Annotated in this window: 23 protein-coding genes and 1 tRNA gene; 7 read left to right on the plus strand and 17 right to left on the minus strand. The window is 57.4% G+C overall.

The annotated features are described in order from the left end of the window. Window positions 1–42: 42 nt before the first annotated feature. Together tnpB and tnpA are read right to left on the minus strand one after the other, a co-directional pair. Complete coding sequence (gene tnpB / locus QM996_RS11445) at window positions 43–396, minus strand: IS66 family insertion sequence element accessory protein TnpB (protein ID WP_042779359.1); 354 nt, start codon at window positions 394–396, stop codon at window positions 43–45. Next, entirely contained in the window at window positions 393–764 is a 372-nt protein-coding gene (tnpA, locus tag QM996_RS11450) for an IS66-like element accessory protein TnpA (protein ID WP_291165244.1), read from the minus strand. Before tnpA ends, tnpB begins: the two co-directional genes overlap by 4 nt. A gap of 16 nt (window positions 765–780) precedes the next feature. Here tnpA and QM996_RS11455 point away from each other — a divergent pair, with 16 nt between their 5' ends. The 5 genes from QM996_RS11455 to QM996_RS11475 all read left to right on the plus strand — a co-directional run bounded on the left by QM996_RS11455 (window position 781) and on the right by QM996_RS11475 (window position 4625). Further along, window positions 781–1011 (plus strand): helix-turn-helix domain-containing protein, encoded by a 231-nt coding sequence (locus QM996_RS11455; protein ID WP_500267580.1) that lies wholly within the window; start codon window positions 781–783, stop codon window positions 1009–1011. A 113-nt stretch (window positions 1012–1124) separates the two neighbouring features. Continuing rightward, entirely contained in the window at window positions 1125–2186 is a 1062-nt protein-coding gene (locus QM996_RS11460) for a flagellin family protein (protein ID WP_500267581.1), read from the plus strand. A gap of 78 nt (window positions 2187–2264) precedes the next feature. Continuing rightward, on the plus strand, window positions 2265–2948 hold the full coding sequence (locus QM996_RS11465; protein ID WP_500267582.1) for a helix-turn-helix transcriptional regulator: 684 nt from the start codon (window positions 2265–2267) through the stop codon (window positions 2946–2948). A 63-nt stretch (window positions 2949–3011) separates the two neighbouring features. Beyond that, on the plus strand, window positions 3012–3833 hold the full coding sequence (locus QM996_RS11470) for a hypothetical protein (RefSeq protein WP_500267583.1): 822 nt from the start codon (window positions 3012–3014) through the stop codon (window positions 3831–3833). A gap of 525 nt (window positions 3834–4358) precedes the next feature. Beyond that, on the plus strand, window positions 4359–4625 hold the full coding sequence (locus QM996_RS11475; protein ID WP_500267584.1) for a hypothetical protein: 267 nt from the start codon (window positions 4359–4361) through the stop codon (window positions 4623–4625). A 177-nt stretch (window positions 4626–4802) separates the two neighbouring features. Here QM996_RS11475 and QM996_RS11480 read toward each other — a convergent pair whose 3' ends face one another. From QM996_RS11480 to QM996_RS11515, 8 genes are all read right to left on the minus strand, one after another. Further along, window positions 4803–5237 (minus strand): putative Ig domain-containing protein, encoded by a 435-nt coding sequence (locus QM996_RS11480; protein WP_500267585.1) that lies wholly within the window; start codon window positions 5235–5237, stop codon window positions 4803–4805. Then, entirely contained in the window at window positions 5234–7285 is a 2052-nt protein-coding gene (locus tag QM996_RS11485; RefSeq protein WP_500267586.1) for a DotA/TraY family protein, read from the minus strand. The genes QM996_RS11480 and QM996_RS11485 overlap by 4 nt, the downstream gene beginning before the upstream one ends. 3 nt (window positions 7286–7288) lie before the next feature. Next, window positions 7289–8569 (minus strand): plasmid recombination protein, encoded by a 1281-nt coding sequence (locus tag QM996_RS11490; protein WP_500267587.1) that lies wholly within the window; start codon window positions 8567–8569, stop codon window positions 7289–7291. A 3-nt stretch (window positions 8570–8572) separates the two neighbouring features. After that, on the minus strand, window positions 8573–8884 hold the full coding sequence (locus tag QM996_RS11495; RefSeq protein ID WP_500267588.1) for a hypothetical protein: 312 nt from the start codon (window positions 8882–8884) through the stop codon (window positions 8573–8575). A 340-nt stretch (window positions 8885–9224) separates the two neighbouring features. Then, complete coding sequence (locus tag QM996_RS11500) at window positions 9225–10775, minus strand: hypothetical protein (RefSeq protein WP_500267589.1); 1551 nt, start codon at window positions 10773–10775, stop codon at window positions 9225–9227. Window positions 10776–10921: 146 nt separating this feature from the next. After that, window positions 10922–11104: a DUF7706 family protein gene (locus tag QM996_RS11505; protein ID WP_500267590.1), complete on the minus strand. Its 183-nt coding sequence runs from the start codon at window positions 11102–11104 to the stop codon at window positions 10922–10924. After that, a complete protein-coding gene (locus QM996_RS11510) occupies window positions 11097–11285 on the minus strand; it encodes a hypothetical protein (protein WP_500267591.1) in 189 nt (62 codons plus the stop codon). Before QM996_RS11510 ends, QM996_RS11505 begins: the two co-directional genes overlap by 8 nt. A gap of 10 nt (window positions 11286–11295) precedes the next feature. Continuing rightward, window positions 11296–11712 (minus strand): hypothetical protein, encoded by a 417-nt coding sequence (locus QM996_RS11515; protein WP_500267592.1) that lies wholly within the window; start codon window positions 11710–11712, stop codon window positions 11296–11298. Between the two features lie 1132 nt (window positions 11713–12844). Here QM996_RS11515 and QM996_RS11520 point away from each other — a divergent pair. Next, window positions 12845–13081: a hypothetical protein gene (locus tag QM996_RS11520; RefSeq protein ID WP_500267593.1), complete on the plus strand. Its 237-nt coding sequence runs from the start codon at window positions 12845–12847 to the stop codon at window positions 13079–13081. A 57-nt stretch (window positions 13082–13138) separates the two neighbouring features. Here the strand turns inward: QM996_RS11520 and QM996_RS11525 are convergent, their stop codons facing one another. Together QM996_RS11525 and QM996_RS11530 are read right to left on the minus strand one after the other, a co-directional pair. Then, entirely contained in the window at window positions 13139–14887 is a 1749-nt protein-coding gene (locus tag QM996_RS11525) for a tyrosine-type recombinase/integrase (protein ID WP_500267594.1), read from the minus strand. Between the two features lie 110 nt (window positions 14888–14997). Continuing rightward, window positions 14998–15073, minus strand: a tRNA-Ile gene (locus QM996_RS11530). A gap of 257 nt (window positions 15074–15330) precedes the next feature. Here QM996_RS11530 and QM996_RS11535 point away from each other — a divergent pair. Then, a complete protein-coding gene (locus QM996_RS11535) occupies window positions 15331–16071 on the plus strand; it encodes an SIMPL domain-containing protein (RefSeq protein WP_500267595.1) in 741 nt (246 codons plus the stop codon). Window positions 16072–16446: 375 nt separating this feature from the next. Here QM996_RS11535 and QM996_RS11540 read toward each other — a convergent pair whose 3' ends face one another. The 5 genes from QM996_RS11540 to QM996_RS11560 form a co-directional block, all read right to left on the minus strand. After that, window positions 16447–16833, minus strand: coding sequence for a hypothetical protein (locus QM996_RS11540; RefSeq protein ID WP_500267596.1), 387 nt, complete (start codon window positions 16831–16833; stop codon window positions 16447–16449). 364 nt (window positions 16834–17197) lie between these two features. Then, window positions 17198–17503, minus strand: coding sequence for a hypothetical protein (locus tag QM996_RS11545; RefSeq protein WP_500267597.1), 306 nt, complete (start codon window positions 17501–17503; stop codon window positions 17198–17200). A gap of 120 nt (window positions 17504–17623) precedes the next feature. Continuing rightward, a complete protein-coding gene (locus tag QM996_RS11550; RefSeq protein ID WP_500267598.1) occupies window positions 17624–18028 on the minus strand; it encodes a nuclear transport factor 2 family protein in 405 nt (134 codons plus the stop codon). Between the two features lie 106 nt (window positions 18029–18134). Then, the gene (locus QM996_RS11555; protein WP_500267599.1) at window positions 18135–18557 is read right to left on the minus strand and encodes a YjbQ family protein; all 423 of its coding nucleotides are present in this window, start codon (window positions 18555–18557) and stop codon (window positions 18135–18137) included. A gap of 231 nt (window positions 18558–18788) precedes the next feature. After that, window positions 18789–19142 (minus strand): DUF1428 domain-containing protein, encoded by a 354-nt coding sequence (locus QM996_RS11560; protein ID WP_500267600.1) that lies wholly within the window; start codon window positions 19140–19142, stop codon window positions 18789–18791. Window positions 19143–19290: the final 148 nt, after the last annotated feature.

Raw genomic sequence — 19290 nt, forward strand, 5'->3', positions numbered from 1 at the left:
GCCATTCGATCAGATTCACTCAATATTTTCAATGTAATAATGCTATCCGACCCGTGTCGGACGCCAGGTTTCCTGCGGATTGCGCCAGTCGATCCCGGACAACAAATACGACAATTGCGCCGGTGAGATCGCGACCGCCCCGCCCTCCATATTCGGCCAGATAAACCGGCCCTTCTCCAGTCGCCGGGTAAAAAGGCAGGCGCCCAGACCATCATGCCAGATGATCTTCAAAATATCCGATCTGCGCCCCCTGAAGACGAAGAGATGCCCTGACAACGGATCATGCTGCAGAACCTCCTGCACCCGAAGCGCCAGGGAGGGAAAGCCACAGCGCATGTCCGTATAGCCCGTCGAAAGCCAAACCTTGACCCCTGTTCCCATCGGAAACGGATTCATCGCAGCGCCTCCAGTCCACGCAAGACCCGAAGCAGCGCTTCAACGTCGACATCGCGGTCCACGATCACACGGCGACCATTGGCGCTGACAACCTCCATACGGCCGGCGGTCGGCAACGACCCTGCTGCCGGCTTTACCTCTGGAGCAAGCAGCGCCGGGACAAAGCCGCCGACAGGCGACGCAGCATCCAGTTGCCACGCTCGCGCGAGCCGGCGCCATTCATATAACTGCGAACGCGATATTCCATGTCGCCGCGCCGTCGTCGCACACAAACCAGGTTCCGAATAACTCTCCGCGACAATCTGGAGCTTCATCTCTTTGCTAAAACGACGACGCCGACCCGTATCGACAATCTCAACTCGATCCATAGCTGCACTGTCCTTATTGACGTCAATAAGGACAGTCGTTGCCAAATCCGACAATTCCTACAAGGCGGCCCACCTCGGATGCGTACGTTATAGCCGGGGCGATTTTGATGCGGCTCGGGAGATGCTTGCGGCCGGGGCCGGGGCGTCCCTCATTGCCAGGGCAATTGGGTTATCTCGGCAGACGATACTAAGGATCAAAGCTGACCCGGTCGCTGCGGAAGCGGCTCTGACGCGATGGGGACTGTGAATCGTCCAGGAGGGGGATTTCCCCCTCGGTTTCCACGATCTCCATTAACGAATTTTGAACCATGATCCGCGCGAGGCATAAGGCCCGTTCCGGCATCGAGCATCGATTTCGTCATGACCAGCATACAGACAAACCACGGGGCAATGGCTGCTCTCGCAACTCTCCGGTCGATCAGCGGCAATCTCGACAGGACGCAGCAGCAGATTTCTTCCGGCATGCGTGTGGCAACGGCCGCCGATAATGCCGCCTATTGGTCGATTGCAACTACAATGCGATCCGACAGGGCGGCCATGAGCGCGGTTTCCGATAGCATCGGGCTCGGGAGCGCAATTCTTGATGTTACCTACGCTGGCATGGATCACATCAGAGAAGAAATGACCGCCATTCGCAACCTGATGATCACGGCCAAAAGCCTACCGCCGCCGAAAACGGATGGGTTTTCGAACTGGTATGACTACGAACCTGATCCGATTTACGACGACTCCCTGGTCGCCAAGGTGGACGCCGAGATCTACCAGCACTGGCAGCAGATCAACGCAGTTATCGAGTCGGCGAGCTTCTCTGGTGTCAACCTTCTCAAAAACGAAAAGAGCGAACCGGCCCTATCGGGTGCGAAGACTGAATTCACTGTTGGCTATGCCAATGGTCAAATACAGACCCTGTCGATAGATGCCAAAGACGTGGTGATGGTGAACTACAACCGAACAGTCGATAACATGTGGAACTACGTCGGCTCCGAAAACATGGGGTATCTCGACGGTTTCCTTTGGAGCGCCAACATCATCTTTCCTCTGACCTACGTCGATACTGGCGGGGAAGTGAGGAAGAATGAAAACATCTATACATTGCGCAATTCTGAGGTCAGAATCGCTTTTGAAAACTTGGATCGCGACTATTATTACGGGCACCTGATCAACCAGATGGACGAGCGAATCCAAGCCGTTACGGACGGGATGTCGGTCGTCGGAGCGGCTCAGAAGAGGATGGCGCTTCAGGACGATTTCAACAAAGGCCTGATGGATACCGTGGCAAAGGGGTTAGGACATCTTGTTGATGCTGAGATGGATGAAGCCTCAATGAAGCTGAAGGCTTTGCAAACCCAGGAACAACTGGCCCTCAGCGGCCTCCAAATTGCTAACTCCGGGCATGAAATGATCCTGCAACTTTTCCGGTGATCGAAACGCGAAGGCTGCCACTTGTGACTGCAAAGCGAACTGTCCAATGTAGTTGCAACAATTCATAACGGTTCTGCGATGCCCTTCACCTTTCTCTGCCAAAAATTAATCGACGCCTGGCTATACACAGACGCTCGTACGCCCGCAGCGCCGGAAGCGATCTATTCTGAAATAATGTCATCCCTCACGATCCGCATGCGCCTAGCGGTGATCGAGACTGATTCGGACGAACCGAAGGAATGGCTGCTGCGGCCGGTGCGCCAGACTCGTATTACCAGCCGCATCATGGACCTCAATTCCGTCTTCAAGGGCGGCAGGCTAGGCGACATCAAGGATCAAGATTATATCGAAAGCTCCGTTCTCCCGGCGTATACGAAAGCTATTCGCGCCGCGCGACCGGTAATTGACGCGGTTGAAACAAAGTTGCTCGGGGTCCGGGTGGTCTATGATCGCATTATCCTTCCGCAAAGGGCCGAGACACAACCTCAATGGTTGGTTGTATGCACTAATGGCAGGTTCATGTCGGGCACGCCAGCAAACAACCCGGAAATCGACGCGACCGATCAAGCGATTTTGACCGCTCTCCTGGAAGGCATGACGGTAAAGGAAATCGGTGCGGCAGTGGGCCTCTCCCCCCCCACCGTCGAGCACCGGCTAGAGCGCGTAAAAAAGCAAACAGGAGCGCGGAGCCTGCCTCACCTCGCTGCCTTGATCGTCACCGCAGGTTTTGACCGGTCAATTCGGCACACGAGCGAAGACTAGCCGACTTATTTTCCTGCTCCCTTGCATTGCTTCCGGCCACTATCCCTCTGATTGGAGGATGCAATGGATCACCGAAGCAAAATCAAAAAAGAAGACCGCAAGACGCGCCGCGCTGCCGAACGTATCCGGCGTTGGCTGGACGACTTACGCCGCCGCCAGATGCAGGCAGAGCGCGAGCGTCGCCGCAGATGGCTGCTCGTCCTTTTGTTGCTGCTGCTGGAGTCAAAGCCAGTGCAGTCGTTTTTCCTTTCGGCCGGTCCCGTCCCAGTCGCGCCGCCACCACCACGCACGGAAAACCCAAAGCGACGGAAGAGGCTGGACGAATTCGAAGAGCGCCCTCCATTTGACATCGCTGAACACATCTACTGGGATTGCTCCACGCGGCCCGGCGAAGCTCATCTTGAAGTCATGGACGGGCTGACTTGGGAAGACATTGTGTACCTTACGCGCATCCATGAACCCCACAAGCTGAAAGCCCGCACTTACAAGGAAAAGGTCCCGGGCATGCCGGATCGCTATTCCGACGAACCGCCGCATGTTTGGACGCTTTTGGACCATCTTCGCGAAGATTTCTTGCGCCGCGATGCAGCGGCGGCGCTGAAGACAATGCTCCCTGACCAAGATCACGGCTGGATCGACGCGTGCATAGGAGAGCTGGGTGGCTGGAAGGAAATTCGCTACTGCCGATCTCGCACTCCTGATGCGACGTTGTGGGCAATTTCTCGCGCGGCGGCGCGGTGGCGCGAAGAGCGTTTACGGGAGGAGGAAGCGAGCAAGCAGCATGCTGAGCAAGCGATACTGCGGCTGCACGAGACGCAGCGGCAGAATACTCTTTCGAGAAACGATCCCGATGCCGAAGGAGAAGTGAAGATGCAACTTCCTTGACGCCAAGGAAATTTAAGAATAATTCTGTTAACGTACATAAGAGCACATTTTTATTCATTTCCTTGTCAATACTTGATGACGTTTTGTTTGGCATTATAAACAAAATAATATGTGAATTGCTTCTGTTCATTTTCTCTGATCCCGTCCCGTTCCATCAACGAAAGGGGCTATCATGAACTTCAGTATCGCTGATTTCGACTCAGTAGTCGCCACAGGCCGTGGCCGCTGCGACAGCTGCATAGTGCCGCTGCGACTGCAAGCACTGATTGTTGAGGCGTACACACGGGGAGAATGCGAAACATCGGAGGACATGATCAAGATCGCAGAGTCCACGTGCGGGAACTGCTTGGACGAATCCATGGTGACGACATACGAAGATTCACGAGCGATTTGGTTGCTGTTAGAAGCGAAGCCAGAACAGCAAAAACGCAAAAGGCGAGCATCGGCACGATGACTTGTATGCCTCAATTTTTGAGTTATCTAGGAACTGCAAAAATCAATCTGCCATTGTAAGGAGTATTGCAGATGAATGAACCATCCTGGTTGGCGCAGCTTACGGCCTCTTTCACCAACAATATTTTGCTGCCGCTGCGGTACGCCGACTACTCAAGTCCATTGAAGACTGGACTTTTGACGCTGGCGATTTTCATCATCGGGTGGTTGCTTTGGAAGCAGTCGAAAAAGGTCAAAAAACCGTGGGGTAAGGGAGTGCTTCTTATTCTGGCGACTATCGCAGGAATTAACGTAGCCACGATTCTCCTGATTTCGGCCACGGTCTGGGGGCCTTTCTAAGAGTCGGTTACATGCCTCCAAATTATACCCGCCTCGTGAAAGCTTTAGGCGACGTTGTAAAGGCAAAGCGGTGACGTTTCCGTCACCGTCTCGTCACAGCCCCGTGTAGATTTTGGAGTTAGGGTTTTCCTGCGTAGCCATCGCAGATAATCAGGATGACCGCCGCAATGGTTGCAGTCAACCGACAACGATTATCGCCGTCACCGTTTCGGAGTCGTCGTCTCTGGCGATCCGGATGGGAATTTCAAAAGTCCCCGGAATGACAGCTCTTCCGCCGATCACCCCCGTTCCGGAGTTAATCACGATGCCGGGAGGTAAGGTAGTGGTGCTCGCGTATGTGAAGCCATCCCCCGGAAATCCGGACGCTGTGAGCGGCCGGATTGCAAGATTGGTGCCCTTTTTTACGTTGGTCACTCCGTAGAAAATACCGAATCCGACCGTTGGCTGTTCGCCTCCCTGATCCTCATCAGGATCAGGTGTCGGAGTCGACGGCCGGGCGGGCGTCACTTCGAGGACGCCCGCCGTAGGACTGCGCCACATGATTTGGGCCGATTCGACGGGTGGAGCCGATAGAGCGGCGACCAGCGCCGCAAGGATTGCGGTTTTCATCATTGGGTGTCCCCCTGTTTGTTTGTGTTGGGATGTTGTTTGTTCGAGGTGACGGCGGCCGTCACCTCGTAGTCCCCGCCATCGTCACCTTTATCTTTCCCGGGCCGCCGGGCGCGAGGGATAGCGCCAGGGGTGCTACGCTGGCTCAAAGCCACCGCACCGGCCACAGCAGCGCTTGTATGATCGCCCTCGCCCATGCGGCCGGTTGTCGGAACTTCGAGCCATTGCGCTACGCGATCCGGAAGGTTCGCGATCAGGCCGAAGACCTTCAGGCACAGAAACCATTGAATGTATGTCAGCAGTGCCAGGCTCACGAGTAGGCCGGACAAGCCTGCAATGTGCCCCCCGGTCGTTCCAAAAAACGCGGTTGCCCAAAGCTGCTGTACCGTCCCCAGAGCGGCATTCAGCAGGACGTACGAGCCGCAAAGGGAGAGGACAGCGAGAACCGGCCTCAGGGCCACGTTAAAGAGGAGTATAAGCCCCGCCATCTGCGCTCGACCGGCGAAATCGTCGCTGTCTTGTTTCAGCCAGGTCAAAGACCATAGCAGGGCGGCAATCATGGATTCGATGATCGCAGCGGCCCATGTGATCGCGGCGACGATGACGAACAGGAAAGGCAGCATCGGCAGGACATAGGCCCAGGCCGCGCCGATCAGCCATAGAGCGCCAATGGCGAGCTTTGACCAATCAAGCAGCCACGCAATCGCCCCACCAGCTCCGACGGCTTCAGAAAGCCAATTTGACGCCCCCGCGCTGGCCGCAGCTCCGGCCATGACACCGACGCCCGCCGCCGAAATCATCGAATGTCCAGACGAGATCATAGACCCCATTGGGTCCGCGTCCAGATCGCGGCTTGCCAGCCATTCGCCAAGATTCCGAGTGACCGGACCTAAGACCTTCGTCAGGAAATCCGCCGATTCGTCTCCGGCTGCTGCGAGATCGGCGGCGGTCAGATCAACGGAGATTTGCTCTCCGGTAATCTGGTGACGCAGGCCCCACAGCGCGTCCTTAATGGTGCTTTCAAAGCCAGACATTTTACCCCACCGTGGGGCCGTGTTTTCCGCTTTCTCGCCCGCGAGCGCGACCGTCAGCTCTGAATATTGGGCAAGGGAACGCCAGTACGAACCAGCATTGATCCAACCTTGTTGCTTTGCCGCTTCGACGAGTTTTGATCGTGCCTCAGTTTCGAGGCCTACAGCCTCGACACGCGCGGCCTCAGCGATTGTTCCATCATATGCCGCGCCCGCTGCGCGGATCGCTTCGGCGACGCCGCTAGGCAGCCTGCCCCCCGATTCCGATAGCATAGCCGCTTCAACGGTCGCAGCCGGGTTACGGCCATCCGCGTAGGCCTTCCCGTACGCGTCGCCAATCGGTCGGCTCGCGCTTATGATGGTCGCAACCGCGTTGCGCCGGGTCTCGGAAAAGGTTTCCCGGCTGTCCGGTACCGTCACTGATAACCGGCCGCAATCCGATCCATAGTTCCATACGATTTGCTTCTGATATCCAAAGATTCCAAGGTCCTCGACCGTTCCGTGCGGATCGGGAATCGGGCTGCTGGAATTGTAACGGCCGCGCCCTATGGCATTGCCGACCGCTGCGCAAATCTCGTGTTCGGCGACGTCCATGACGAGGCCGGAGCCGCCAGACGAAACCGGCGTTATCGGGATGCCGTGACCGGCGACGCTTTCCACAAAACCAACCCACACAGCATTAGCAATGTTGATCGACGGCCGCGCGATAACCTGCTTAATCAGGTGATGAGCTGGGCTGAAACCACCGGCGACCGGCACGATTAGGCCTATGCCGACGATCAACCGAAGCGGCGTGAAAATCTGATGCCAGCGCTCGCCCAAGACTTTGCCGGTATAAGCTGACTGCACTATGCCGCTCACGGTCATCCAGCCAACCAAGGTACAGGCAAAAAGCGTCAAGGCGGCGGAGAACGTCGCCAGCGCTGCCCCCCATGGCGATGAAGTGTCATCTGGGAGGATCGCGTTGACCCATTGCCACGCGATATCCTGAGAGTCGGGAGTTGCGAAGAGATCGAACATCAATCAACGCTCCTCATTTCTTTTCCTTCCGCTACTAGGCCTCAGTTTAGGTTGCAGTGTGGGCGTAACCGTTGCAACTTCCTGCCGCCGCTCTCGCGGCAACATCGCCCATGCTCGATCTCTCTCAAGGGACGCTCGCAATGCCGCGTCACGCGCTGCTTCCGCATCGCGAGCGGCTTCATGGGCTCGTTTTTCGGCATCACGGCGCTTCCGCACTTCGATCTTCAGTCGATCCTGACCGGCCTTCACAAGCGCCTCTGCCCGCTCGATTTTACTGGCAAACTCTTGCCGGATTCGTTCGGCGATCTTCGACTGTCGTAGGCCATCCCATACGGCCCGTAGTCGACCACCCCAACCGCTGTAGCGCTTGGCATCGGAGAGCATTGCGCTCGCGTGTTCTTGCGCTTTTGTGGCACGATCCTGCGCAGCCAGAGCGGCGGCGGTGGCTTGCTTTGCAGCTTCCTTTTCCTGCGCAGCGGCGGCGGCGATTTTGAATGCTTCTGTTTTTGTTTTGGTGACGAAGCTTTCGCCCGCTTCCTTAACCTTCCGTGCCCGCTGGACGGTCTTTTGAAGCGCCCGCGCTTGGGCCTGTTCTCGCTGCCATTCCTCCCTTGTCAGACGGCGGCGCTGCGGGCCGAGGCGCGTCAAGCCACACGGGACCGCGACGGCCTCGTGATACGAGTCCTGCCACCCACGCATCGCGGCCTTGTATGCAGCGTCAGCTCGCTTTCCGAGCGCCTTTGCGTCCTCGCCCGCTGCAGGACCGGCGGACATGATTTCGCGCTTCGCCGTCACGCCGGGATGATAGCGGGCAGCTTTCAATTCGGGGTCCGACGATGGGAGAACGTACGCGTGAAGGTGATAGTGAGATTCGTCCTCATGTCTGACGACGGATTTCAGATCGTCACCATATTGGTCCTTCAACCACTGGATCGTGCGCCGCTCCCACTCTTCGGCCTCCGCTTGTTTTGCAGGATCGGCTCGAACCTCGTCCACCGTGTAAGGGTGCGATGCCACAACTGTGTGCAAGGTTTTCTGATCTAGCCTGATTTTCCGGGTCTTACCGCCCTTAATCTCAACCGTCGCAGCGGCAACGGCGGAATCATGCATTTCCTGTAGGGCCTCGACCCCAACACCATAAACAGTGACGGGCGGCGTGGGATCGGAAACGTGAACGGAGGCTTCCGGTTTGCGCGAAGCCTCCCCGAAAATAAAATCTGTCGATCTGCCTTTCGCATCGGCCTTACGGCTGTAGCTTTCGAGGTGGACGAACTGATAGCCCATCCATCATTCCTTGCCGGTCTGCGGCTCCGTTTCCCATGTCGGATAGTCAAATTCAAAATCTTTCGAACCGTCCGGTTTTAAAAAGTCGAGTTCTCCACTTTCCGCTGCAACTCTGGCTGTGAGTGCTTCGCCGAGTTTCCATAAATATTTCACTGGAACCTGACGAACTTTTTCGACGTCGCATCGGTACCACAATTCATTCCAGACGACATACGGAGGCTGAAGTCTCGCAGTTTCAAGCAAACGACGATTGAATATGCGAGCACACTTAGCTGCGTCTGTATCACCCTTTTTGGACTTGGAATCGTTCTTCATAGAAATGCTCAACGTGGGAATTTATTCCTAGAATATTGGAGCTAAAACCCATCGGCGGAAACAGAGAAAAGGGACCGAAAGCAAAGATGTAGTGACCGACTACCACTATTCCTTCGTCATAGTGTCGGCCATTCCATGGAGGGGCCTTCAGCCGGACCATTTCATGGAGAGCCTTCCGGCGGACCCTGCCGGGAACCTCTTCCAGAGGGGCCATTTCATGGAGACCCCTTCGTCGCCGGGGTGGCGATCTGTCCGCGTCACGAAGTGATGCGGTGTATGGTGTTTACCTTCCCTGGGGTCCGGGGGGCTTTGTCCCCCGGTCAGGTAAAACACAAAATCTCTATGCCGAAGCTTTCCGTCTCGCTTCCTGCATAGCTTTGGACATCTGCCCACTCGACACGCCGAAATGCTCTGCAAGTTCATCGCGTTTCAGGCCCTGCGTGGCTTGGATATACAGCGCAATGCCGCCCATTTCCAACCTTGCAGCTTGTTGTTCGGCACGCGCCTTTACACCTCGCCGTCGCCGCGATTGCTCCATGCGCTCGACTGCAAGCTCGGTCTTGCGATCCCGATCCACCAGCACCCGCAATCCCGCCGCCCATTGTTCCGCTGGATCGATACCAAGCCACTCGACAATCGTGTTGGCCTTCATTCGATACCGACAATCGACATCCCGGTTGCCGAACGTGATCTTCTCACCAGCCGCCGCTCTTCGAGCACGCTTGATGATGGCGGACATGCGTGATTTCGTTTCTGTGTCGCGCCATCCGGCCGCCTCGTCGGCGAGCGCGATGATTTCCCGTCCGAGAACTTCCGGCGGCGAAATCCACGAAATAGCAACTCCGGCAATGAAGAGCCACGCGTCCCGTTGGCCTTCTGGCAACGCGCCATCCTGACATCGATACGCACGAAGGCGTTGCAGGTCCGTCAAAACGCTCTCCCAGTACGTGGCGGCAGATAATCGTGTTGCCGGACCGGTCTTACTCTTGCCTTCCGCCTTCCGCTTCGCCCGTTCGGCACGCAAGGAAATCAGTTCGGCGTGCGTAATCGGCAGAACTTCGTCTGCGAGCGTTCCGAAAGTGTGTCTGGCAGGCGCTTCCGTTGGTCCATGACACCACACCATGCCGACCGTGCGCCGATCCCAGTCGGCACGCGAATTCTGACTTCCACAGAGCCGAAATACCCGTGCCGCATCTAGGGCACGCTTGTCCGCGCCGAAGGGCTCCAGAACCTCCCCCAGCCGCTTCTGGACGGCATTCCATCGGGGCAGCACAGCACGCGGCAACAGCTCTGTCAGCCATACGCAGACGAGTCCGCGACCCGTCGATAGAATGCATGACGGAGCTGGGATCATTGCATCTTCCAGATGACTGATGACCGCGCCCGCTACATCGGTAGGCTTTCGTCCTTTCCAGTGTGCTCGCGTATGATAGTCGAGGTCGGTATAACACGCGCCAATAGCCGTAATCTGAGAGATCGAGCGCCATTTTTTAAACGCGGCTTGCGATACATATATATCGTTCAGGTTGTCCTGCTGAAGCAGCCGCTCAGCTTCATGGATCGCGCTGCTACCGGCGGGAACCGTCCATTCGTGCCACTCCTTTTCTCGACCTCTGACGCGCTGCGCAAAAGCAACCACTCCGTCACGTAGCCCGCCGGTTCCCCGGTGATTATGAGGATGGAGATTTTCGATATGTTGACGTGGCCCGAACTGGCCGTAGTCGAAGAAATTCGAACACGCAGCCGCGACCACGTTTGCCGCTGCTGCAAACATGCCTGAAATGCCTTGATCGTTGGGGATTTCGCCGGAGGTTTCCGGCCAAATTTGTTGACGGCTTAGGGTGCGAAGGTCTGGGGTTTCGGCTGGCTGATATGCCAGCCCGCCGCTCACCGATCCCGAAGAGGGGTCTTTACATCCATGTAGCCGTCAGCAATCATATGAATATCTTCCTAAAGCCGCCTTGGGTTCCAGCCCGTTGAGGCGGCTTTTTCAATGCTCAGAGGAAACGGAATCGGCGTCAATCTCCGATCCGACTTTCAACGCGGAGCCCATCCCGCCTTTGCCAACGCCGAGCGCAGTTCCTGAATTGCGTAGACCATCTGCCACGCCTCCTCTTCGGACGCAGAGAACGGTCGCACGCGGTCGATGGAGGAACGCTTCGCAAGCTGGGCAAGTGCCAAGGCTTGCGTATCATCCAGCTCCAATTTGATCTTATTCATCACGTTCTCCATCAATGAGAACGCCTAGAAGATCGGCCATGGTGATTGTGCCATTCTCCGACCCATCGAGCTTCATGCCAAGAGCAACCCAGAAGTGCGGAGGCTGCCGCTCGGCCAATCGAGCTATTCGATGTGCCACGACTTCAGCCAACTGAGGAGAATTCTTCGTTTCCCAGGTCATGTCGCTCCTCTCAACCGCGCCGAAGGATCGCGGCGGCAATGGCTTCCGCGTGCACGCCAGACACGTAATCGAGACGCTTCCACGTGCCGGTACCTTCCATCCCGTCCGCGTGTCGAGAGTAGTCAGCGGCATGAAGGATTGCCTGGATGAGCGCTGACTCACCCGTTGACGCCGGTAGCGCGAGGAACTGATCGGGAAGCTCTCCGCCACGCTTCGCGTCCATTTCCTGAAAAAGATGAGTGAATGTCTCCCAACTGTTGGCTTTGTCGATCCTGAGACCGGTTTTGATGCACACCATCGCGGCGGGGTCTTTGAAGTGTTTGAACGTAAGCATTTTCAGTTCCTTGTCTTTGGGCAAAGCTTCGCCGCCTTCCGCGAGCGGAAGCAAAAGTTGCCGGGGGATAGTGATGGCACGTGGAGAGCGCACGAATGCGCTCTCCAACCCTGCGTGCGCAGGGGAAGCTAATGTCGGTGATGACAGAAGCGGGACATCCCTGCGTAAGCGGGGAAGAGCCGCCTACACGGCGGTAGAGGATTTTGCGGCATCCTTAAACGTCGCAAAATCTTTTCAGAGCCGCCTATGCGGCGGTAGAGGGCAGTCACGTATCGTAACTGAATAACGTTTCAATCCACGCACCGTTTGGACCGGCGCGACATCCGCCTGCACGGCGGTCAAAGGACTCACGACATTTCGAGATGTCGCAAATCATATTCAGAGCCGCCTGTTCGGCGGAGCGGACTTATAGACATCATGTCTGCCGCAATCCCTTTAATGGGAAACAGAACCGTAGCATTTCTGCCTAGACCTAAGTTGATCTCAGAGGATCGACTTACTTCCAATCCCTAAAGGGGAAACAGAACATCAGCTTACTTCAGTTATCTTCCGATTGCTGACGAGATAAACATAAGCGCAAAGCGTAAGCGGCCGCAAGATGTATTTTGCAAGTTTTTTTCAGTGAGAAGGCCGTATTCGAGAATTTGAATAACATGCACACGGTAAAACAGAAAACAGTTCCTATTTGTGGCCTATAATGCCTATTTTTCGCAAAATCATTCCTTCTTGGTTTCGGCACATAAAGGTAATTAAAAATCCTGCAAGAGGACGCAAAAATAAATCTGAACCCAGGTGCTGATCACCCGAAATGTCAACAAAACCCGGCAAGGGTTCCCCTCGCCACTCTCCATTTCGATGCTCCAAAGTCTTTCAGGCGGGCCACGTGTCCCGCCTTCATGCGCCTACGCGCACCGCTTCTCCCGCATAGAAAATGGAGCCTCCTGGCTCGGTGACGGTGAGAGGGGCGGCTTTCCTGCCCTTCGGGCACCGCCATGCCCATTCTGGCCAAGGCGGATAGAAAGCCTATGCCGCCCCTTTTACCGTCAACCCCTGCCTGCCGTCGTGGGCATGGCAAGCGATCGCTTTCGACAATCATTAAAATCCGACCGATCCAGTTAACGGACGCTATCCCAAACCCGGCATCATTTTCGTTAGCCGGATTCTCAAGAATCCGCATTTCTGCTATAGATTATTCAATGAAATCAAATGGAAATGAGGATTTCCAATGCGCCAAACGATCACGAAAATCCGGGGCTTGACGGTTAATATCATCATCGAAGAAGTCCGCCACGAACACGAGAAAGGCGGCCTGATTTGCTATCTGGCATCGATCTACGTTCAGAGGCACGGAAGCGCGGAAAAGATGCTTGTCCGCAAGAGCAGGCTCCCCGGAGCGGCACAGGAATTGAAACGAGAAATTCAAAGGGATGGGCTGCGAGCGTTCAACCGGCTCGGCGCATAGGCGCATGCTCCGCCAACGCTAATTAGCGGAGCAATAACACAGCGCGTAACCAGATCGCTACTGAGCCTGATGCCAGTTGATCAAAGGGGTAAAGTCGATGTCGCGTGGTGCTGGAATAGCCATAACCATCTCCACTTCCTGAGAGGTCAGTGCTTTAAACCCGTACTTCCGTCCGACAGTAGATGCAGCATGACCGCATTGCTTGTCAGCGAGCCGCTCATCAAGGTGTATTTGAAACCACGCCTTGGCATTGTGACGTAGCGAGTGGAAAACTTGTCTGAGGTGCTCATGAATGCCAAGAGCAATCATCCAATTCGACATCTGCTTCTGGGCCGCGTCTGATGGGTCTTTGGCAGTGTGGTAATGGGGGAAGATGAACCCACCTCGACCCCTTTGCTTTTTCGCGAAGTCGATAAAGCCGCATTCACGAAGCAGCGGATGAATCGCGACGACGCGCACAGAAGTTTTTGTCTTAAGGGGCCGGTCGACTGCCTTGCCATCAATGATGAGAGGTAATCTCAAATCGAAGACCTCATTTCCCTCTATGGTAACAATGTCGGACGATTGCAGGTAAACGATCTCCGAGAGCCGCATTCCGGTTAGAAGGCCGACCAGAGGCAGCCAGGCCTTATGCGGCTTCCGCATGATTTTCGGATTAACGATATCTGCCAGCCACTTGTTCAATGAGGCGACCGGTAGGCCCTCACGATCTATCGGTGCCGTCGCCGCTGCTGGCATGGTTACATTAAATGAACGAATATCCCGGACTCCGGCAATGCCAGCAGTTGCCTTCTCCCAAATTAGCTTAACCTGCGTGACGTGCTCTTTGACCGAAGATTGCGACAAACGAGGAATACGCTTTCCGTCCGGCAAATCGTCGTTTTTTCTGCCCATTGCTTCGAGCGTCAGCCCATTGAAAACGGCATATTTCGTTCGATTAGTTGGAACCTTGCCCATCACCGTGGCGAAGTCTTGCAAGTGGATCGGCAGGTAATAGCTCATTGGATGATCGCCGATCACATCTAGGAAGGCCGCGAAGGTGGCTTCGAGACGTTCCTCGTAGCGACCTCTTTTTTTGTCGCTAGTGTCGAGCGCAGCCCTTCGAGCATCAAGGACGACACGACCAGCGACACCGAACTTGGTCCCAGCGGTGAAAGCACGAGGATCGGTAACCTGCCCTTTGCTATCGGCAACGACATCCTCAGCCGGTTTGCTGATTGGCGCAGATGGAAGCGGCATAGGCGGTCGGCTGCCGACCGTTGCGACATTTGCCTGTGGCGGCTCTACCGCGATTGCGCTCCCCTGTTTATCGAGCGATCCAAGGAGGGCGACGACAGATTGGTATGTTCCTCGCTCGGCTTCCCATGCAACAGAATCTTTCGAAAGAGCATCGGCAATGCCGGTCAGTCGTCGGTGAAAGCTTGAGAGCATTTCCCTTTCAGCTTTCAGAACTTCCACCTTGTCGAGCTGGCGCTTGGACAACTCGTCTTCACCAAGCTCGCGGAATTCGTCGGCCCTGTTCTTTGCGCCGCCGAGCTGCACAGCTTTACCGAATTTTGCGGTTTTGAGAGCTTTCAATTCATCGTTCAACGCACGAAGACTGTGAACAAGTGTTTCACGCGTCATTGTCGGATCGTCCATTAATCTCAGGGCCGCAGCCGACAGAATTATCGCTCTTTTCCTTGCGTCAGCGGCAGGAAGAGGCCCAAGATTCACGCGGATCGGCGATTTTCCAAACTGAGGTTCGACGCTAACGGGAATGCGTTGCTGATAGGTGAATCCATTTTCGCGTTTCCAAAGGTACAAGTTCGGCCTCTCAATTCTGGCTCGAATTGTGTACGCTGTGGTGTATAAAGCCGTGTACGGCGAAAAATTCACCTAAAAATATTCGTTCAAAATCAATGACTTACAGTCGATGGTGGGCCCGGAGGGACTCGAACCCCCAACCAAGCGGTTATGAGCCGCCGGCTCTAACCATTGAGCTACAGGCCCACTCTGGATCTGCAGGTTTCCTCAAATCGTAACGATCCAGGGGTAAGACATGCAGCAACTCTAAGTGCTACAGCGGCCGTTCCCGTCTCAGATAAAACGTGTGGCGCTGCAGCGATCCAGATTCGCGAACCAATGGCAGTTCGCGGATGGCAAAGGCTCTAGCGGAAAACCTTTTTGCCGACAAGCCATTGCCGCAATGCTCACACAATCGCTAAGCATGAAGGCGCAGGGACGGAACAACCGGAGAGACATAGACCATGATTTCCACACGCACTGCCCGCACGCTTTCGATCGCCGCCTTCGCCGCCGCTTTTGCCGGTGTGGCCGCCGCTCAGGCTGAGGAGTCGGACAAGGACAAGGCAACCATCGTCGTTGCCGGCGAAGGCCGCGCGACGGCCGCGCCTGACATGGCGGTCCTGCAACTCAGCGTCGTCAAGGACGCCAAGACCGCCCGCGAAGCGCTCGACGCCAACAACAAGGCCATGGCCGAGGTGCTGAAGGCGTTGAGGGCCGACGGCATTGCCGATCGCGACCTGCAGACGAGCGGCTTTTCGGTGAACCCGCAATACAACTACCCGCCCAACAATGACGGCGGCAATCGCCCGCCGGAGCTGATCGGCTACCAGGTAATAAACGGCGTCAGCGTACGCGTGCGTGACCTCGCCAAGCTCGGCGAAGTCGTCGACAAGTCGGTGACGCTCGGCGTCAACCAGGGCGGCGGCATCCAGTTCACCAACGACAAGCCGGAACCCATCATCACTGAGGCGCGCAAGGCCGCCGTTGCCGATGCCATCGTCAAGGCGAAGGTTCTCGCCGAAGCCGCCGGCGTTTCGCTCGGCAAGGTCGTCAACATCAGCGAACAGGGTTACCGCCCCGAGCCGGTCCCGATGATGCGCGCCGGCATGGCCAAGGAATATGCCGCCGACGCCGTGCCGGTTGCAACCGGCGAGAACAGCTACAACGTGATGGTCAACGTGACCTTCGAAATCAAGCAGTAAAACCTTGCAGGCCCCGCCGCGACCGCGTGCGGGTTTCATTCATCCTCGCCCCTGGCTTCGGAGATCGGCGCCGGGGGCGAAGTGTTTTGGACGGCAGGCTTACTGCATGTCTCCTTAAATCGGACATGCAGCAAATCAAAGGTTGCTGTAGGTGCCGGTCTGCGAACTCCGGCGGAAGGTGTGAAGCCGGCGGCTGCCGTGGCTGCGGCGGCCCGACGCACGACGCAGAAGCTCTTCCCCGAGATAAACGGCGTCGGGGGGCGTCTCGGAGCGCACGCCCCCATTCCCCACAAAAAAGCCCCCCATGCCGAAGCATGAGGGGCCATTCTCCCGCCGGCCGGGGGAGACAAGGCGGGAAGATTTCAGGATTGGAGCTTACCAGCGGCCGATCGTCGGGCAGCCGCGGGCATTGGCGAAGACGATCGTCTGGCGGTAGCCGTGGCGGCGGCCCTCGACGACGACGCGGCGCGGTGTGACGTCGGCGACATAGGCGCGGCGCAGGCCGTGGTCGCGAGCCTTGTCGACGGCGATCCACGGCGCGCAGCGGCCGCGGCGACCACGATCCCAGTGACGGTCGCGGCCACGGTTCCAATCACGCTCGTCGCCGTAGCCGCCGTTGTAATCGCGGTACTGCACGTCGATGCCGTCACGCGGGCCGAAGCCGAATTCGATCGAGTCCGCCGAAGCGGTGGAGGCTGCGCCAAGCAGGCCGGTCAATCCGATGACGGCGGCGGCAGCAGCGTTGAAAAAGCGGTTCTTCATGACATCTCTCCAGGCTTGAAGGGTTCAATGGGCAATCACCGTCCCAAGCGATTGAGCAGAGGATAGGCTGCCCAAGCTGAACGACAGCGGAACCTGGTGTTCATGGAAGGTTCAGATAGCCGGCGCGTGATTCCTGATGCTCCAGCCGACGAGATTCGGCGCCGCAGCGAGTTGCGCCGAGCAATGCGGGATCGCCGTAACGCTTTGATAAAGCTGCGTTTCTAAAGTCGGAAGCGCCGGCACGCCGGGTTGGGCACTCCCGGACATGCGTCTTGCCGACGCTTCCCCTGCTTGACAGATCGAGTGCAGCCGTCGCCGGCCGCGCCCGAAAACCACGAGGAATCTGCTGGCCCCAAGCGCGCGATCAGCCGATCCGCGGGCAGCCATAGGCATTGGCGAAAACGACCCGGCTCAGGAAACCGCGGCGCCAGCCGACGACGACGACGCGCGAATGCGTGACGCGCTCGACGCGGGCGCGGTGAAAGCCGAGACGCCAGGCCCTGCGCAACGCCTCGCGTGACGAACAGTAGCCGCGGTGGCGGACGAGATCGACATCCGAACGGTCGACCATCGGCAGCGGCATCGGGGCCGCAGCCTCCGCCGGCAAGGTCACGAAACTCGTCGCGGCGAGCGCAACGCCGAGGACCGAATTGCGAAGCATGGCTTTCATGCATCATCTCCTGATCAACGCGAAACAAGAACCCGGCCTGCAACCGGCAGCATACGATAGGCGGGTCGCGCGGCGCTGTCATCCCCGGCCCCTGTCCTCCCCGCTCTTATCCGCTGGAGGTCAGCCGGCGAGCAGGCGCTCGAAGACGCGAATGTTACGATAGTGGCTGAGACGGGTAATGACGCCGTCCTCGATCTCGAAGACGAGTACGCTCGGAATGGAATAGCTCTGGCCCGATGCGGCGGGGAAGCCCTCCATCGTCTCGCGGTAGGTGCCACGCGCCGTCAGGTCCGCCGCCACGCGCTGGCCGAAGGCATCGCGCATCAGCACGACATCGCCGAACTGCTCGTCGAAACGGCGCAGATAGTTCATTAGCCAGGCGCGCAAGGGCCCGGCGCCGACGGCGCGCTGGCCGGTCATCGAATCGACCTCGACGTCCTCATGGACGAGCCGCGCCAGCGCCTCGAAATCCCGCTCATTCAGCGCTTCGATGAAGCGATTGGCAATGGTCTGTGCATCCGTCATTGCTGCTCCTCTCCGGCACCGCGCTGGAGCCCCTCTGTGCTCAAAGCTCTAACTAGAACGGATCCGGTTGCGGTCAATCTCGCCGGTCGCATCGATCGGGCAGCGGTCAGGCGCCAAGGTGCAGCACGACCTCACGGCGGTGCGGCCGGTCGCGATGTTCGAAGAGATAGATCCCCTGCCAAGTGCCGAGCACCATGCGGCCACGGGCAACGGGAATGCCGAGCGAAACCGACGTCAGCGCCGCCTTGATATGGGCCGGCATGTCATCCGGCCCCTCCTGTGTGTGCACGACCCAGCTCATCGAGGGATCGGAGGACGGCGGCACCAAGCGGCGGAAGAAGGTGTCGAGGTCGCGCCTCACATCCGGGTCGGCGTTTTCCTGGATGAGAAGCGAGCAGGACGTGTGCCGGACGAAAACGGTCAAAAGCCCCTCGCCGTCCGTGTTGGCCCGCACGAAGGCGGCCGCCTCGTCGGTGAATTCGTAGAGCCCCTGGCCACGCGTGGAAATGGTGATGCTCGTTTGCGGCATGTCGATCTCCGGCGGAAAGCTGCACCCGCCGCTACGGCGGCGCGTGTCTTACCAGACACGCAAAGGCCGCTGTAGCATTTTGAAGTGCTGCATGTTTTTGTCCTTTCATCGGCAACGATTAAAGGCAACATGCAGCAGGCAGGTGCAACGCTTTGATTTGCCCAACGCTTCTATCCCCGGACCGTTCCCGGTCCAAGGCAGGGCATCGCAAGAAAAGGCGCCACGCGCCGGCTACATCTCGAGAAACGTCTGGAAGCCACCGTAGATCATCCGCTTGCCGTCGAAGACTTCCTTCCAGGCATCGCCCTGCAGCCGCGGATCGGCCATCACCTTGGCGACGATCGTGTCGCGGTCGGCGCGGGACTTGTAGGCGATCCACGAGAAGACCACCGTCTCGTCGTCCTTGGCCTGCACCGAGCGAGGGAAGGACGTCACCTCGCCATAGGGCACGTCGTCTGCCAGGCATTCATTGTAGGAGAGCGCGCCATATTCCATCCAGACGTCGCCCGCCGCCTTGGCCATCGCCTTGTACGCATCGATATTCGCCTTCGGCACGGCAACGACAAAACCATCCACATAGGTCATTGAGAAATCCTCCTTGGTTCTTTCGACCAGCATAGGACGCTCGGGGCACAAAGGTTCCGACACCCCCTTGGATTTTTTTCAGGCGGCACCTGTCGGAACGGGCATCCCCCGTTCGTCCTCGTTGGTATCAATCACCACGGGAGACATA

Origin of the sequence: Sinorhizobium chiapasense, assembly GCF_045277575.1 — a bacterium.
Taxonomy (GTDB): domain Bacteria; phylum Pseudomonadota; class Alphaproteobacteria; order Rhizobiales; family Rhizobiaceae; genus Ensifer; species Ensifer chiapasense_A.

Excerpts from the sequence above, each read along its gene's own strand:
- tnpB (WP_042779359.1), bottom strand. The coding sequence starts at position 396 with ATGAATCCGTTTCCGATGGGAACAGGGGTCAAGGTTTGGCTTTCGACG.
- QM996_RS11540 (WP_500267596.1), bottom strand. The coding sequence starts at position 16,833 with ATGAAGAACCGCTTTTTCAACGCTGCTGCCGCCGCCGTCATCGGATTG.
- QM996_RS11470 (WP_500267583.1), top strand. The coding sequence starts at position 3,012 with ATGGATCACCGAAGCAAAATCAAAAAAGAAGACCGCAAGACGCGCCGC.
- QM996_RS11460 (WP_500267581.1), top strand. The coding sequence starts at position 1,125 with ATGACCAGCATACAGACAAACCACGGGGCAATGGCTGCTCTCGCAACT.
- QM996_RS11475 (WP_500267584.1), top strand. The coding sequence starts at position 4,359 with ATGAATGAACCATCCTGGTTGGCGCAGCTTACGGCCTCTTTCACCAAC.
- QM996_RS11485 (WP_500267586.1), bottom strand. The coding sequence starts at position 7,285 with ATGTTCGATCTCTTCGCAACTCCCGACTCTCAGGATATCGCGTGGCAA.
- tnpA (WP_291165244.1), bottom strand. The coding sequence starts at position 764 with ATGGATCGAGTTGAGATTGTCGATACGGGTCGGCGTCGTCGTTTTAGC.
- QM996_RS11465 (WP_500267582.1), top strand. The coding sequence starts at position 2,265 with ATGCCCTTCACCTTTCTCTGCCAAAAATTAATCGACGCCTGGCTATAC.
- QM996_RS11510 (WP_500267591.1), bottom strand. The coding sequence starts at position 11,285 with ATGACCTGGGAAACGAAGAATTCTCCTCAGTTGGCTGAAGTCGTGGCA.
- QM996_RS11495 (WP_500267588.1), bottom strand. The coding sequence starts at position 8,884 with ATGAAGAACGATTCCAAGTCCAAAAAGGGTGATACAGACGCAGCTAAG.
- QM996_RS11535 (WP_500267595.1), top strand. The coding sequence starts at position 15,331 with ATGATTTCCACACGCACTGCCCGCACGCTTTCGATCGCCGCCTTCGCC.
- QM996_RS11550 (WP_500267598.1), bottom strand. The coding sequence starts at position 18,028 with ATGACGGATGCACAGACCATTGCCAATCGCTTCATCGAAGCGCTGAAT.
- QM996_RS11480 (WP_500267585.1), bottom strand. The coding sequence starts at position 5,237 with ATGATGAAAACCGCAATCCTTGCGGCGCTGGTCGCCGCTCTATCGGCT.
- QM996_RS11520 (WP_500267593.1), top strand. The coding sequence starts at position 12,845 with ATGCGCCAAACGATCACGAAAATCCGGGGCTTGACGGTTAATATCATC.
- QM996_RS11545 (WP_500267597.1), bottom strand. The coding sequence starts at position 17,503 with ATGAAAGCCATGCTTCGCAATTCGGTCCTCGGCGTTGCGCTCGCCGCG.
- QM996_RS11505 (WP_500267590.1), bottom strand. The coding sequence starts at position 11,104 with ATGAATAAGATCAAATTGGAGCTGGATGATACGCAAGCCTTGGCACTT.
- QM996_RS11555 (WP_500267599.1), bottom strand. The coding sequence starts at position 18,557 with ATGCCGCAAACGAGCATCACCATTTCCACGCGTGGCCAGGGGCTCTAC.
- QM996_RS11560 (WP_500267600.1), bottom strand. The coding sequence starts at position 19,142 with ATGACCTATGTGGATGGTTTTGTCGTTGCCGTGCCGAAGGCGAATATC.
- QM996_RS11490 (WP_500267587.1), bottom strand. The coding sequence starts at position 8,569 with ATGGGCTATCAGTTCGTCCACCTCGAAAGCTACAGCCGTAAGGCCGAT.